The following is a 15,089-nucleotide window of genomic DNA, read 5'->3' as shown; positions in this document are numbered from 1 at the left end:
GGCGAAGAAACCGTTTGGTATCTGTCGCCGGATTTTTTATATTTCATTAGAAAAGCAGTTGAAACTGCTGTACATCGGCATGCAAAGCGGAGCAAGTCCCTTTTGATCCCTATTCTGGAGTAATTTCTCCGCAGATTAACTGGATACTTTCGGTTACCATACCAAGATAACTTTCGTCAATCAATGCAACCAAAGCATCCCCAGAGTGAACTTCTGTGCTTCCTTTTGCAATAATTTCTTCCTGGCCACGATTAATGGTAACGATAAGGCAATGATCAGGCCATGGAACATCTTTAATCTTTTGTCCACAGGCTATGGAAGTAGTACCAACAGCAAAACTTCTTAAAACCTTGTTGTCTGGACCCGGGTTTTCCACCATCCCATTTTTAGCAAGAATACGTCCAAGAAGACTTTCATAGATAGGTTCGCTTCCAAGAAGATGTGCAACAATATAACTAATGATACATACAACAGCCAGAGACAGAAAATGTTCAAATGTTCCTGTCATTTCAGCAATTAGTAATATTCCTGTGATAGGTGCACGGACAATGGCCGTAAAAAATCCAGCCATGGAAATGGTAATAAAGTTTGTTATGTAACATGGATCTATGCCGGTTCCGCTGATGATCAGGCTTCCGTAAATTGCTCCTATATATGCCCCTAAGATTAGCAGAGGGAAGAATATTCCCCCTGGTGCTCCAGAACCAAAGCAAAAAGCAGAAAAGAGGAATTTAACCAGTAAAAGTACCAGCATAACAGATACCAGAAGACGATGTCCGGTAATCAGTTCAATCATAGCATGTCCACCGGCAAGTACAGACGGAAGGATATAACCAAGTACACCAGCAGCAAGGAAAGGTAGAATAATACGATATTCCGAAGGAATTATCTTCAATTTTCCATAAAAGTCCTGTCCTTTCAGCATAACAAAATTATAAAAGGCACCGCATAATCCTAATATGACACCTAGTAAGATCAGCATCCAGTAATTCCCCAGAGGGAGAATCTTCTCAAGATGAAAATCAAAAACCGGAGATAATCCAAAGATATTTTTGGAAATGAAGTCTGAAGTTACACATCCGGAAATAACACAAACAAGCATAGAACTGTTGAAGTTTTTCTGGATTTCTTCCAGGGAAAACATTACACCAGCTAAAGGTGCATTAAATGCAGCAGCCAGTCCTGCTCCCGAACCACAGGCAATCATATATCGTTCCTTGGTGGCAGTGGTTTTTGTAACTTTTGCAAGACCTTTTCCGGCCATAGCACCAAGCTGGACAGATGGACCTTCTCTTCCAAGAGACAATCCGCCCAGGATACATAAAGTACCACCAATGATTTTGGATATCAGTACACGCCACCATTTCTGATTCAGATAGCCTTTCATTTCACCCTGAACCTGGGGAATACCACTTCCGGAACACATTCCTTCCCATGCAACAAGTTTTCCCACAAGAAATCCCATGGCTGCAAGAATAAGAAACCATCCAAACATGTAGAAATGATTTCCTTTTGTAAATTCTATTACACGGAACATGATTTTTTCAGCGTTGTTTAATAAAAGCCGGTAAATGACGGAAACACATCCAGCCATAATTCCTACAAGCACTCCATCTGCAACAAGAGAGACAGAAAAACCATGAGGATTTTCAAGTAAATTATTTTTTTGTTTCATAATATTCAGCCTCCTGCTCTTTTCATACACATCTATTTTATTTTAACATAAAACTATGATATAATATGAAAAGATTTTGCGAAGGAGGTCGAATTATGCCGCCAATTACTAATGACTGGGCACAGTACCTGAAAGAAGAATATAAAAAAACGTATTATAGAAAGTTATATGAAACAGTTATGCATGAATATCAGACAAAACAGATTTTTCCACCGGCAGATGATATTTTCAATGCATTTCATTTTACTCCGGTAAAGGATGTAAAGGTAGTGATTTTAGGACAGGATCCATACCATGGAGATGGACAGGCACATGGGCTTTCTTTTTCAGTCAGACCAGGAGTTGAGGCACCCCCTTCACTGGTAAATATTTATACTGAACTGAATGAAGATCTGGGATGTTATATTCCAAATAACGGTTATCTTACAAAATGGGCCAGGCAAGGTGTTATGATGTTAAATACTGTGCTGACCGTACAGGCACATCGGGCTAATTCTCATCGCGGAATAGGATGGGAGGAATTTACGGATGCAGCTATCAGGGTATTGAATCAGCAGGATCGTCCAATGGTTTTTTTATTGTGGGGGCGTCCTGCACAGAAGAAAAAGGCATTGCTTAATAATCCGAAACATCTGATACTTGAAGCACCACATCCAAGTCCGCTTTCAGCATATCGTGGTTTCTTTGGATGCAGACACTTCAGTAAGACCAATGAATTTCTGAAAAAGAATGGACTAGAGCCAATTGACTGGCAGATAGAGAATATTTAAGGAGACAGATAGTGAAATGAGTAAAATAATTTTTTTTGATATTGATGGAACATTGCATTGTTCGGGACTTGGAATACCACAATCAACATTGGATGCACTGAAGAAGCTGATTGAAAATGGACATAAGATTGTTATGTGTACCGGACGAAGCAGAGGAATGATGCCGGAAGAGTATTTTCACATGGGCTTTCATGGAATGATCTTAGGGGGCGGAGCTTATGTGGAATATGAAGGGAAAGTTCTTCACCATCAGTTGATGACTGAGGAAGAAGTCCGGAAAGTTGTTAACTGGGGGAAAGAAGAAGATATCGGAATTATTCTCGAAGGAGAACATTTTGGATATTATGAGACAGATAACCAAAAAGAATATTATCTCAAAATGGTGGAGAAAACGGAAAGGGATTGTGAAGTTAAGATGCACCCGCTGGAGGAAGCGGCAGATATTCCAAAATGGACATATCACCATATGGATCCCAGCCGAAAGGAAATTATTGAAGATATTCTGGATGGAAAGTATGTGGGAACTTATCATCAGCCAGCTAATTCTGTTGAATTTCTGCCAGCAGGTGTAAATAAAGCAAAAGGAATTGAAGAGATATTAAAGGATTCCGGAATCCGTTGGGAAGATTCATATGCTTTTGGTGACAGTGCCAATGATATTGCCATGGTCCAGTATGTTCATTATGGAGTAGCCATGGGAAATGCAGTGCCAGAGTTAATAGAAGCAGCAGAGTATAAGACAGAATGTGCAGATAAGGATGGAATTGCTTTAGGTCTGAAACGGTTCGGGTTAATTGATTAGATGGAAGAGAGGAATAAATGATAAAAGGATTAAAAATCATGGCAATTGCAGCTTGTCTGATGTTTTCTACATCAGTTCCCGTTGTGGCATCCAATGGAGTTGCTACAGAAACCAAAGTAAATGCTGTTCAGCCATCTATTGACGGGAAATCAGGAATTGTTATTGATGCAAAGTCAGGAAAGATTTTGTTTGCAAAGAATATAGATATGAAAAGTTATCCGGCAAGTATTACAAAGATTCTGACTACTTTGGTTGCCATTGAGAACAATGATGATCTGTATAAAGAGGTAATTTTTTCACGATATGCAGTAAACAGTATTGAACCTGGAAGTACTCATATCGGAATTAAAGCGGGAGAAATAATTCCTTTAAAAGATGTTTTATATGGAATCATGCTGGAATCTGCCAATGAAGCCTGTAATGGTGCTGCAGAAGCAACATCGGGAAGCACAAAAGATTTTGTGAAGCTGATGAATAAAAAGGCAGAAGAGCTTGGATGTACCAATTCTCATTTTGTTACTACAAACGGTTTACATAATGATGATCATTATGTGACAGCCAGAGATATGGCTAAGATTTCAAAAGCAGCATGGGAAAATCAAACATTTCGTAGTATTGCCAATAATTCCAATTATTTCATGGCACCTACTAATAAAGAAAAAAAGGGAAGAGAGCTGTGGAATCATCATAAAATGGTAAAGAGGACAATGTTTCTTTATAGGGGAGCAGAAGGTGGAAAGACCGGTTATACTACAAGAGCAGGTGGAACTTTAGTTACATTTGTAAAACGGGGAGAACAGGAACTGATCAGTGTAGTGCTTCGAGGAAATGGTTATGAGCTGTATCGTGATACCATTAAAATGATGAATTATGCATTTAAGAATTATAAGGTAGTTACACCGTTTAAAGGTGTCAGTAAAACCCTGCAGGATGATAATCTGGGTATATTAAAAACAGGGAATAAGTTATCACCTTATACCCTGCCTTTAAAAAATTTAAATAATATATCCGTATTACTTGCCAAAAATGAAGATCCATCTAAACTGACATATAAATATGTTAGTAATAAAGTGATAATCAGTTATGATCACAAAAAGATTGGAACAGTAAAACTTAGTTTTTAGATCTTAAAATAATCAAATTAAGGGCTTCTGGTATGATAGAAATATCGATCGGAAGTCCTTCTTCTAATATTTCACCGTCATAGTCGATAGCAATCTCAGCTGTTTTTTCTGTAGGCTGAACAGATAATTCCTTTGTCTGGAAATATTCGATTGCCGGATGTTTTGGGTGTTCTCCCTGCAGAAATTTAACAACAAGGTCAGGAGCATCTAAAAACAGATTCATCTTTTTCACGATCAGTACATCAAGATAGCCATCAGAAACAGAAGCTAATGGTGCAGCATCTCCAAATCCTCCAACACTTTTGGAATTTGCTACAAGGAACAGCATAATATCCTGAGTATCATTATATTCTTTACTTTGAAATTCCAAAGTCATATTCTGTGTCAGCTGTGCTGGAAATTCTTTTACCCCTTCTAAATAATATGCCATTTTTCCGAGAACTGCTTTTTTATCTTTTGGAACCTTATAGGCTATGTCTGTCAGCATACCTGCCGCAAGAACATTAATAAAATATTCGTTATTAACTTTTCCAACATCAACCCGTTTTGTCTGAAACTCTTTGATCATCTTACAGAAATCACTGGCGGTCTGTGGAAGCTTCATATATGTAGCAAAATCATTTACAGTACCAGCAGAGATAATTGCCAATGGGATATCACTGTTGCTGAGAATCAGTCCATTGGTTACTTCATTTAAAGTGCCGTCTCCTCCTACAGATACAACGTAATCATATTCACCTGGCTGCAACCGGGCAGCTCTGTTTTTTGCGTCATTTTTTTTCTTAGTATAAAATACATCAATCTGTGGAGAAATCTCTTCCAGAATCAAGGTTGATGTAATTTCTTTCAGCATAGTTTCAATATTTTGTTTTCCAGAAGATGGATTAATGATAAATAAACCTTTCATTGATATGCCTCCTAATTTTAGATTAGTTTTAATTGTACCATATGTTGGAAACACGAACAACGGACAAAAAAAGAAAAGTGTCAGAGAAATCTGACACATAAAATGTTCCCGAGGTGATTCGAACACCCGACCTACCGCTTAGGAGGCGGTCGCTCTATCCAGCTGAGCTACGGAAACACATTTTTTAAGCACGTTACTTATTGTAACGATTCTAAAGTAAAAAGTCAATCATAAGTCATGGGAAAATAAGAAAAACAGCGGTATATGTGGTTGACTTTTTTCATCTTTTTCTTTAAAGTAGTTAGAATAGAGAGAACTAATTATACTTACAGAAGGAAAGGCGAGTCATGAATAAAGTATTTGTATTTTTGGCAGATGGGTTTGAAGAAATCGAAGGATTGACAGTTGTAGATATGCTGCGCCGTGCAGGGATTGATACGGTTACTGTATCCGTTGAGAATTCAAAGGCTATTACTGGGGCACATCATATTGAAGTAGAAGCAGATATCATGTTTCATGAAGTACTTGAGCCTGAAGGTGCAATGTTCGTTCTTCCAGGAGGAATGCCAGGAACATTGACACTGAAGGATCATGAGGGCTTAGGAAAGCTTCTGAAGAAGGCTTATGAACATGATAAATATATTGCGGCTATCTGTGCTGCACCAACAGTATTAGAAAAATACGGCATGTTAAAAGGAAGAAAAGCAACTTCTTATCCAGCAATGGAAGAAGAACTTACATCAGCAGATTACCAGACAGATGCAGTTGTTGTAGACGGAAAGATCATTACCAGTCGTGGTATGGGAACTGCTATTGATTTTGCAGCAAAGATGGTTGAAATCCTGATTGGTGAGAAGGAAAAAAATGAATTACTGAGAAGTATTGTTTATGGAGAATAGAATATGGAAAAAACAGAGAAAATCAGCTGGTTAGAGCAGCTGAAAATTGCCTGCCTGAAGCCCAAAGAATATAGTCGTCTTTTGGCACTTGGAAAAGGCAGAGTTGTCTGGTTTTTTATACTCATTAGTTTTTTGATAACATTCCTTGGATTTGGAATGGATATGTTTGCCTTTAGCGCAAGTGTTGGCGGTACAAAGAATTTTATCTTAAATCGTCTGCCGGCATTTGAACTGCGCGATGGAACATTATCTGTTGAAGAAACGATGGATTTTACTATTGCAGGAATTCATGTTGCAGTAGATACAACAAAAGATAAAGCTGATCAGAGCGATTTAAGCAATGATACAACCATGGATATACTTTTTGCAAGGAAAGAAATGATTGTAAAAAATGATTCCATACAAAGAATGGTAAATACCATTTCATTTGATGATTTTAAGAATGTTATAGCGACGAATCAGACCATGGTGAAACTGGTTCCGTTTATTCATATGATGGCGTTTATTTCTTTTTTCGCGGCATGGGCGGCTAATGCTGTCAGTTATCTGTTCTTTTGTGCATTTATCTCATGGATGGCATATCTGAATCAGAAAATAAGGGAAGAGAAAATATCATTTGGAAAGATTTTTCAATTATCAATTTATGCAAGAGTTGTATTTGAACTGATTGAAACCGTTGGATCAACTGCAGGAGTTGCATTATTTTCAGGTATTATGTGGATGTTAATATCTTATCTGGGAAGTTATCAACTGCTGTTAATGGGATTTATTAAAACAGAAACCAGAGAACAACAATAGAAAGAAAGCAGTTTTGTTTATGGACAAGGCTGCTTTCAATCATTTTATTAGGAAAGAAAAAACTGCGGATATTCTCCGCAGCTTTTCCTAATGTCATATGTAGTTAGGGTTTTATCAATTAAGTCTTATATCATTTATTAGTCAAAAACTAGTCAGATTTCAAGTTGTTTATTAGTCAAAAACTAGTCAGATTTCAAGTCGTTCATTAGTCAAAAACTAGTCAGGTTTCAAGTCGTTCATTAGTCAAAAACTAGTAGGTAGCTATATTTTTTAATTTAAACTAGTTAACGAATTAGTGATCACCTTTGATAGCGAAATCAGAATATCCGGAAATACCATGTTCTGAAATATCCATTCCGACAATTTCTTCTTCTTCTGAAGCTCTTAATCCGATTGTATGTTTGATTACGTTAAAGATGATTAATCCACCGATTACACAGTAGGCACCAACAGCGATAACTCCAACAAACTGAGCTTTAATTAAAGCACCTCTTGTTAATTCAGCAGCAGCCAGGAAGTCTTTTGTTGCAAGTGGTCCAACTAATAAAGTACCTACAACACCGCATCCAAGATGAACTCCACAAGCACCAACAGGGTCATCAATTTTAGCAACGTTATCAAGGAATTCGATAACAGCGACTACAACGACACCACAGATAGCACCGATTAAGATAGCTCCATAATAGCTTACAGCATCACATCCGGCAGTAATACCTACAAGTCCTGCAAGAGAACCGTTTAATGTCATGGAAACATCAGGTTTTCCGTAACGGATCCATGTGATACATAATGTTACGAAAGTAGCTGTAACAGCAGCCAGATTTGTTGTCATGGCAATATCACCAAGTGTGTCAGTTGCAGCTGTAGTAGATCCACAGTTAAATCCAAACCAGCAGAACCATAAGATAAATACTCCTAAAGCACCAAGTGCAATGTTATGTCCAGGAATAGCGTTTGGTGTACCGTCTTTTTTGAATTTTCCGATACGAGGTCCAACAGTAGCAGCACCAACAAGAGCTAACCATCCACCAACAGAATGTACTGCAGTAGATCCTGCGAAATCGTGGAATCCCATCTGAGCTAACCATCCGTCACCATTCCAGATCCAGTGTCCTGTTACAGGGTAGATAATTAAACTGATTAATGCACTGTATACCAGGTAAGAAGAAAATTTTGTTCTTTCTGCCATAGCACCAGATACGATTGTTGCAGCTGTTGCACAGAATACTGTGTGGAAAATCATAAATACACCAGGTGTCAGATCTTTAAACTGCTGTAAATCTAAGCTTGTAGGATTGAAGAATCCTGTTGTTCCAAAAAATGGATTGCTTCCACCAAACATGATGGCAAATCCAACTAAGAAGAAGCAAAGAGAACCAAGAACGAAGTCCATCAGGTTTTTCATGATAATGTTACTTGAGTTCTTTGCACGTGTAAATCCAGTTTCTACCATTGCGAATCCGGCCTGCATGAAAAATACCAAAAATGCGGCGATACAGGTCCAGACAATATTTAATAATTGTTCAACTCCCATTTTAATATCCTCCTAAAATAAAAAGAGATAATCACCAGGTTTGTGTTTCTTCTATATATAAATAGAATAAAAATCCTGTCTGATTATCCCCATTGATAATTTACTTTATAATGTTGTTGTGTAAATGCCTTGTGGCATTTGAATTTATAATGCATCTTTTCCTGTTTCACCGGTACGGATACGAATGGCTTCTTCAACAGGTGATACGAAAATTTTACCGTCACCAAATTCACCGGTACGAACGATATTAACGATGTCTTTTGTTACAGCGTCAACAACTTCTGTAGGCATAACAGATTCTACTTTGATTTTTGGAAGTAAATTTGAATTTAATTCATTACCTCTGTATTTCTGAGTAAAACCTTTCTGGTTACCATATCCCATAATGTTAGAAATCATAAGACCAGATACTTTATGTGCTTCAAGAATATGTTTCACATCTGTAAGTTTTTCAGGTTTGATAACTACAACCACTTTTTTCATCATAGATTTGTTCCTCCTTTTATTTTTAAATAGAAAAAGGCATTCCAATCACTAGATCGGAACGCCTTTGTTCTTAACTGGTTTTTATTATACACATAGATTTTTTTTTGTCAATAATAATTTTTAATTTTTCTGGTTTCAAATTTTAGTACAATATGTTGAACAGGGTTGAGAAACAGTAAAAATGTATGGTATTGTATCATGTGCAGATATAAAAAAAGGAGAAAAATAGGACATGAAAAAGCAAAAGGTTATATTGCTGGCAGTTCTTGCAACTTTTTTGTGGGGAAGTGCTTATCCATCAATTAAAATAGGATATGAGATATTCTCTATTGCAGGAAGTGATCTAGGAAGCAAATTGTTATTTGCCGGAATCCGGTTTACCATGGCAGGAATGATGGTTCTTGGATATACCGCGTTTACAGAGCGAAAAGCATGTGTACCACCAGGGAATATGTGGGGAAGACTTCTCATTCTTGGAATTATGCAGACAACCATTCAATATATATTCTTTTATATTGGTCTTGCCAATACTACAGGAGCTAAAAGTGCAATCATTAATTCTTTTACAGCATTTTTTCCGATTATGCTGGCACCGATATTTTTTCGTGATGATAAAATAACAGGAAAAAAGATATTTGGATGTATATTAGGGTTAGCAGGAATTATCATAATCAATCTAAAAGGTGGAGAACTTGGTGGATTTCGTTTAACAGGAGAAGGATTTGCATTGTTTGCAGCTATGGCACAAAGTCTGGCTTCTATCTATAGTAAAAAGTTAGCCAGGTATATGAGTGTTATGACTATAACCGGATACCAGCTGACAATGGGAGGTATTCTTCTGATCCTGGCTGGCTGGATAGGAAATGGAAATCTGAAATTTTGCTGGCAGGGTGCGGCATTGCTGTTATATATGGCAGGTTTATCCGCAGTGGCATTTACTGTATGGACCTATCTACTTTCCAAAAATCCGGTCAGTACCATTTCAATTTATAATTTATTAATCCCGATTTTTGGAACAATTCTTTCAGGTATATTCCTAAAAGAAAATATTATGACATTAACTCATACACTGTCAGTGATTCTTGTTTGTAGTGGAATAGCAATAGTAAACGGAAAAGGTAAAGATTTGTCCCAATAAAAGGTAAAGAGAGCAGATAGGGAAATCTGCTCTCTTTGAGGGGAGTATAAATAAATTAATAAGGGGTTATAAATCGAAAATATAACATACCTTCGATATTTCAACTATAAACTATTCAGGAAAAAAAGGCAACCTTTTTTTTTAAAAGTAAAAAAAGTAATACATATTTTTCTTCGTTTTGCTAAGAATAAGAGTGTAACTTAAAGAAAGGAGAAAAATCATGGCAAAAAGTTATTCAAATTCAAACAACAAAAATATGTCATCCAGCAATGCAAACAATGCAAATAATGCAAACAATGGAGGACAGAACAGAACCCAGAATTCATCCAATAGTAAAAACAAAAACAAGAGCCAGAACAGCAGTCAGAACAAAAGTCAGAATGCAAATAACAGCGAATACTAATCTTTAAATTTTTAAAGAAAAAACCTTCAAAAATCATTTTTGAAGGTTTTTTCTTTTTGTTTTGCATAATCTATTAGTAAAAGATACTGGGAAAAAATATGGAGTTTGTAAATATATCATTAAAAAAAGGAATTGAATTGGCAAAAAAAGAAGAATATGTACTTTTAGATGTAAGAGAACCATATAGATTTCAGGAAGGACATCTGGAACATGCAAAGAATTGTCCTTATGGAATATTGGAGAAAAATCATTCTCCGGATAAAAAGAAAAAGATTATTGTGTATTGTGATTTTGGCGGACAGAGTATGATGGCAGCAAGACATTTGGCATATGAAGGGTATAAAGTATACAATATAGTAGGAGGGGTATACTATTATCTAAATGAACAGAAAGATAGTTGACGAAGAAAATGGAAAAAGGTAGAATAGGGGAAAAGAATAAGATGTGGCATTTTGGGAGCGGGAGAAGTTTCCTTCCCTTCTGAAGTGTATAACCTCTGGTAAACTGCAGAGGTATTTGAAAGGAGAGCCATGTGAATCATGTAGAATTGATTGCTCCATGTCATTTTGGACTGGAAGCAGTATTAAAGAGAGAAATAAAAGATTTAGGATATGATATTGTACAGGTGGAAGACGGAAGAGTTACATTTCGTACAGATTTATATGGAATAGCCAGAGCCAACATCTTTCTAAGGACAGCAGAACGAATTTTACTGAAGATAGGTTCTTTCAAAGCCTTTACATTTGATGAATTATTTGAAGAGATCAAAAAGCTTCCATGGGAAGATTTTATTCCAAAGGATGGAAGATTCTGGGTAAAAAAAGCATCTACCGCCAAAAGCCGGTTATTTAGCGGACCGGATATTCAGTCTATTGTGAAAAAGGCAGTAGTAGAGAGATTAAAAGGAAAATATCACGTTTCATGGTTTTCAGAAGAAGGAGATGATTATCCTATCCGGGTATTTATTTTGAAAGATCAGGTGACTGTAAGTCTTGATACAACAGGTACACCTTTGCATAAAAGAGGTTATCGAAAACTGGTCAGTGAAGCACCGATCAGGGAAACACTTGCAGCTTCTTTACTGATGCTTACACCGTGGAATAAAGATCGTATTCTGGTGGATCCTTTCTGTGGAAGTGGAACATTTCTGATTGAAGCTGCCATGATGGGAATGAATATGGCACCCGGGATGAACCGTTCTTTTGAGGCGGAAAACTGGACGGAATTTTTACCGAAAAAAGCATGGTATGAGGCTATTGATGAGGCAGATAGTCTGATAAATTATAATGTAGAGATGGATCTGCAGGGATATGATAAAGATTCCAGGATGCTTAAGATCGCCCGACAGAATGCTGCGGATGCAGAAGTTGATCACTTGATTCATTTTCAGCAAAGGGAAGTGAAAGATCTAAGTCACAGTAAACCTTATGGTTTTATTATTGCGAATCCACCATACGGAGAACGTCTTGAGGACAGAGAAACACTGCCTGTAATATATCAGCAGATGAAAGAAGCTTTTGATAAACTTGATACATGGTCAAAATATGTAATTACTTCTTATGAAGATACGGAAAAATATTTAGGAAAGCCAACGAAAAAGCGAAAGGTATATAATGGAATGATTCGAGGAGAATTCTATCAGTATCTTGGACCGAAACCGCCAAGGAGGAAGGCATAATGAAGCAGAGATTGATATTTGCAACTGGAAATGAAGGAAAAATGAGAGAAATACGTGAGATTCTTGCAGATACAGGATACGAGATTCTGTCAATGAAAGAAGCGGGAATTGATCTGGATATTGTAGAAGATGGTAAAACTTTTGAAGAAAATGCAATCATTAAGGCAAAAGCAGTAATGGAAGCTTCCGGGGAACTGACACTGGCAGATGATTCAGGACTGGAAATCGATGCATTTGGAGGAGAACCGGGAATTTATTCTTCCAGATATCTTGGAGAAGATACTTCTTATACGGAGAAAAATCAGATTATTCTGGAACGTATGAAAGATATTCCTGAGGAAAAAAGGTCTGCAAAGTTTGTTTGTGTCATTGCAGCTGCATTTCCTGATGGACAAACATATACAACTCGTGGTACTATGGAAGGGATTATAGGATACGAATCAAAAGGCGGTAACGGATTTGGGTATGATCCAATTTTTTATCTGCCGGAGTTTAAAAAATATAGTGCCCAGTTGAGTAGCGACGAGAAGAACCACTTGAGTCACCGTGGAGAGGCATTAAGAAAAATGAAGGAAGTTCTTTAAGGAGAAGATGGTTATGAGGATATTGGTAATTAGTGATTCACATGGTCGAAATGATGATGTTAAGGGAGTACTTGAACAGGTTGGCGATATTGATATGATGATTCATTGCGGTGATGTAGAACGTGGAGATTCATACATACGGGAAATTGCCGGTTGCCCTGTGGTCATGGTTTCAGGAAATAATGACTATTATCTGGACCTTCCTTCAGAGGAAGAAGTACAGATAGGTGATTATAAGGTACTGGTGACCCATGGACATAGTTTTTATGTGAATTCCGGAGTAGATTATTTAAGAGATTATGCATTGGAATATGGTTATGATGTGGTAATGTACGGACATACCCATGTGCCATTTATTGAGATTGGCGATAATGTAACGATATTGAATCCAGGCAGTGTTTCCTACCCAAGACAGTCAGGAAGAAAGCCAACGTTCCTGATTATGGAGATTGATGAAGAGGGGCAGGCTCATTACGCTCATGGATATTATAAAGAACAGTTTGACGAATTAATGATTTAGCAGAGATTGATCAGAAAAATGGGAATGCATACGGGATGTGTTCCTTTTTTTGTTATATAGGAAATGGACGCGGATTTGTCCGCTTTGTTGTTATATATCATAGGAAAATTCAGGAAGGAAAGAAGATGAAGAAAAAGGATATTATCGAAGGTAAAATTTTAAAGGTGGAGTTTCCAAACAAAGGAACTTTGGAATATGATGAGCAGAAAGTAACGGTAAAAGGTGTCATCGAAGGTCAGACGGTAAAAGGACAGGTAACGAAGAAAAGAAAAAGCGGATGTGCCATGCGTCTGATGGAGGTGCTGGAAAAATCTCCATTGGAGGATGTGAATCCTCAATGTCCGCATTTTGGTATATGTGGAGGATGCTTTTATCAGACAGTTTCTTACAAAAATCAGCTGAAAATCAAGGAAGGACAGGTCCGTGAATTGTTAAAGGATTATGTATCTGATGAAGTATGGGAAGGAATCAAAGGCAGTCCAAAACAATGGGGATACCGTAATAAAATGGAGTTTTCTTTTGGCGATGAGGTGAAAGATGGTCCATTGGCATTAGGAATGCATAAGAAAAATACCTTTCATGATATTGTGAACATTACAGATTGTCAGATTGTGGATAAGGATTATAATTCCATCGTTCAATGTGTATTAACTACAGTAAAAGATATGGGACAGAGTTTTTACCATAAGATGCGCCATGAAGGATTCTGGCGTCATCTGGTCATTCGTCGTGCAGAATGTTCTGGTGATATTCTGGTAAATATAGTGACTACTTCTCAGGCAGAAGTGGATTTGAAGTTGGTTGCGGATGCGATTCTGAATTTAGAGTTAAATGGACAAATTGTGGGAATTCTGCATACAATCAATGACAGTCTGGCAGATGTGGTTCAGGCAGATTCCATGGAAATTCTCTATGGGCAGGACTATTTTTATGAAGAAATTCTGGGACTGAAATTTAAAATTTCTCCTTTTTCTTTCTTCCAGACCAACTCTCTGGGGGCTGAAGTTTTATATGAAACAGCACGTGATTTTGTAGGCGAAACAAAGGATAAAGTAATCTTTGATTTATACAGTGGAACAGGAACCATTGCACAGATGCTGGCGCCAGTGGCAGAGAAAGTTGTTGGTGTGGAAATCGTGGAAGAGGCAGTAGAGGCTGCTAAAGAAAATGCAAAATTAAATGGACTGGATAATTGTGAATTTATCGCAGGAGATGTTCTGAAGGTTGTGGATGAACTGAAAGATAAGCCGGATTTTATTGTACTGGATCCTCCGAGGGATGGAATTCATCCGAAGGCTATTGATAAAATCATTGATTTTGGTGTTCGTGAGATGGTTTATATCAGTTGTAAGCCCACAAGTCTGGCAAGAGATCTGGCAGTGTTACAAGAGGCCGGGTATCAGGTGAAACGGGCAGGGTGCGTGGATATGTTTCCCGAGACGCCGCATGTGGAGACGGTAGTTCTCTTGTCCCAACAAAAACCGGATGATTATGTTGAGGTGGAGTTAGAGTTAGATGAATTGGATTTGACTTCGGCTGAGAGTAAGGCGACTTATGCGGAGATTAAGGATTATGTGCTGAAAGAACATGGGGTGAAGGTATCTAATCTCTATATTTCACAGGTAAAGAGGAAATGTGGAATAGAGGTTGGGGAGAATTATAATCTTCCTAAATCGGAAGATAGCAGACAGCCTCAGTGTCCGGAAGAGAAGGAAAAGGCGATAAAAGATGCGCTGGAGCATTTTGGGATGGTGTAAATAAACATTATAGA

The 15,089-nt window shown here is 37.5% G+C and carries 16 protein-coding genes and 1 tRNA gene; 12 read left to right on the top strand and 5 right to left on the bottom strand.

The window, feature by feature from the left end; genetic code table 11:
- Window positions 1-109: 109 nt before the first annotated feature.
- Window positions 110-1,675 (bottom strand): ClC family H(+)/Cl(-) exchange transporter, encoded by a 1,566-nt coding sequence (locus tag BHF70_RS05375; RefSeq protein ID WP_075759302.1) that lies wholly within the window; start codon window positions 1,673-1,675, stop codon window positions 110-112.
- 95 nt (window positions 1,676-1,770) lie between these two features.
- Here BHF70_RS05375 and ung point away from each other — a divergent pair, with 95 nt between their 5' ends.
- From ung to BHF70_RS05360, 3 genes are read left to right on the top strand one after another with little or no spacing between them, the layout of a single operon-like run.
- Window positions 1,771-2,445, top strand: coding sequence for a uracil-DNA glycosylase (gene ung, locus BHF70_RS05370; RefSeq protein ID WP_075759301.1), 675 nt, complete (start codon window positions 1,771-1,773; stop codon window positions 2,443-2,445).
- A gap of 16 nt (window positions 2,446-2,461) precedes the next feature.
- Window positions 2,462-3,247: a Cof-type HAD-IIB family hydrolase gene (locus BHF70_RS05365; protein ID WP_075759300.1), complete on the top strand. Its 786-nt coding sequence runs from the start codon at window positions 2,462-2,464 to the stop codon at window positions 3,245-3,247.
- A 17-nt stretch (window positions 3,248-3,264) separates the two neighbouring features.
- Window positions 3,265-4,371: a D-alanyl-D-alanine carboxypeptidase family protein gene (locus BHF70_RS05360; protein WP_075759299.1), complete on the top strand. Its 1,107-nt coding sequence runs from the start codon at window positions 3,265-3,267 to the stop codon at window positions 4,369-4,371.
- On the opposite strand, the gene BHF70_RS05355 is transcribed toward BHF70_RS05360, so the two are convergent.
- Window positions 4,361-5,278, bottom strand: a complete 918-nt coding sequence (locus tag BHF70_RS05355; protein ID WP_075759298.1) for a diacylglycerol/lipid kinase family protein — start codon at window positions 5,276-5,278, stop codon at window positions 4,361-4,363. The two genes, BHF70_RS05360 and BHF70_RS05355, sit on opposite strands and share 11 nt — an antisense overlap.
- 103 nt (window positions 5,279-5,381) lie before the next feature.
- A tRNA-Arg gene (locus tag BHF70_RS05350) sits at window positions 5,382-5,455 on the bottom strand.
- A gap of 170 nt (window positions 5,456-5,625) precedes the next feature.
- On the opposite strand from BHF70_RS05350, the gene BHF70_RS05345 reads away from it, so the two are divergent.
- The gene (locus BHF70_RS05345) at window positions 5,626-6,177 is read left to right on the top strand and encodes a DJ-1 family glyoxalase III (protein WP_075759297.1); all 552 of its coding nucleotides are present in this window, start codon (window positions 5,626-5,628) and stop codon (window positions 6,175-6,177) included.
- A 3-nt stretch (window positions 6,178-6,180) separates the two neighbouring features.
- On the top strand, window positions 6,181-6,975 hold the full coding sequence (locus BHF70_RS05340; protein WP_075759296.1) for a DUF1189 family protein: 795 nt from the start codon (window positions 6,181-6,183) through the stop codon (window positions 6,973-6,975).
- A gap of 292 nt (window positions 6,976-7,267) precedes the next feature.
- On the opposite strand, the gene BHF70_RS05335 is transcribed toward BHF70_RS05340, so the two are convergent.
- Both BHF70_RS05335 and BHF70_RS05330 read right to left on the bottom strand, forming a co-directional pair.
- Window positions 7,268-8,509 (bottom strand): ammonium transporter, encoded by a 1,242-nt coding sequence (locus tag BHF70_RS05335; RefSeq protein ID WP_075759295.1) that lies wholly within the window; start codon window positions 8,507-8,509, stop codon window positions 7,268-7,270.
- Between the two features lie 144 nt (window positions 8,510-8,653).
- Window positions 8,654-8,992 (bottom strand): P-II family nitrogen regulator, encoded by a 339-nt coding sequence (locus tag BHF70_RS05330; protein WP_075760532.1) that lies wholly within the window; start codon window positions 8,990-8,992, stop codon window positions 8,654-8,656.
- Window positions 8,993-9,227: 235 nt separating this feature from the next.
- Here BHF70_RS05330 and BHF70_RS05325 point away from each other — a divergent pair, with 235 nt between their 5' ends.
- The 7 genes from BHF70_RS05325 to rlmD all read left to right on the top strand — a co-directional run bounded on the left by BHF70_RS05325 (window position 9,228) and on the right by rlmD (window position 15,075).
- Window positions 9,228-10,133, top strand: coding sequence for a DMT family transporter (locus BHF70_RS05325; protein WP_075759294.1), 906 nt, complete (start codon window positions 9,228-9,230; stop codon window positions 10,131-10,133).
- 220 nt (window positions 10,134-10,353) lie between these two features.
- A complete protein-coding gene (locus BHF70_RS05320; protein WP_075759293.1) occupies window positions 10,354-10,536 on the top strand; it encodes a hypothetical protein in 183 nt (60 codons plus the stop codon).
- Between the two features lie 98 nt (window positions 10,537-10,634).
- On the top strand, window positions 10,635-10,937 hold the full coding sequence (locus tag BHF70_RS05315) for a rhodanese-like domain-containing protein (RefSeq protein ID WP_075759292.1): 303 nt from the start codon (window positions 10,635-10,637) through the stop codon (window positions 10,935-10,937).
- A 131-nt stretch (window positions 10,938-11,068) separates the two neighbouring features.
- Window positions 11,069-12,214: a THUMP domain-containing class I SAM-dependent RNA methyltransferase gene (locus BHF70_RS05310; protein ID WP_075759291.1), complete on the top strand. Its 1,146-nt coding sequence runs from the start codon at window positions 11,069-11,071 to the stop codon at window positions 12,212-12,214.
- Window positions 12,214-12,798: an XTP/dITP diphosphatase gene (locus tag BHF70_RS05305; protein WP_075759290.1), complete on the top strand. Its 585-nt coding sequence runs from the start codon at window positions 12,214-12,216 to the stop codon at window positions 12,796-12,798. The genes BHF70_RS05310 and BHF70_RS05305 overlap by 1 nt, the downstream gene beginning before the upstream one ends.
- A gap of 13 nt (window positions 12,799-12,811) precedes the next feature.
- Entirely contained in the window at window positions 12,812-13,318 is a 507-nt protein-coding gene (locus BHF70_RS05300; RefSeq protein WP_075759289.1) for a metallophosphoesterase, read from the top strand.
- A gap of 125 nt (window positions 13,319-13,443) precedes the next feature.
- Window positions 13,444-15,075, top strand: coding sequence for a 23S rRNA (uracil(1939)-C(5))-methyltransferase RlmD (gene rlmD / locus BHF70_RS05295; protein WP_075760531.1), 1,632 nt, complete (start codon window positions 13,444-13,446; stop codon window positions 15,073-15,075).
- Window positions 15,076-15,089 lie beyond the last annotated feature (14 nt).

It is taken from the genome of Anaerostipes sp. 494a (assembly GCF_001940315.1).
Classification (GTDB): Bacteria; Bacillota; Clostridia; order Lachnospirales; family Lachnospiraceae; genus Anaerostipes; species Anaerostipes faecalis.
Note: the sequence above shows the minus strand (reverse complement) of the source record. Positions and strands in the feature narration are given on the sequence as shown.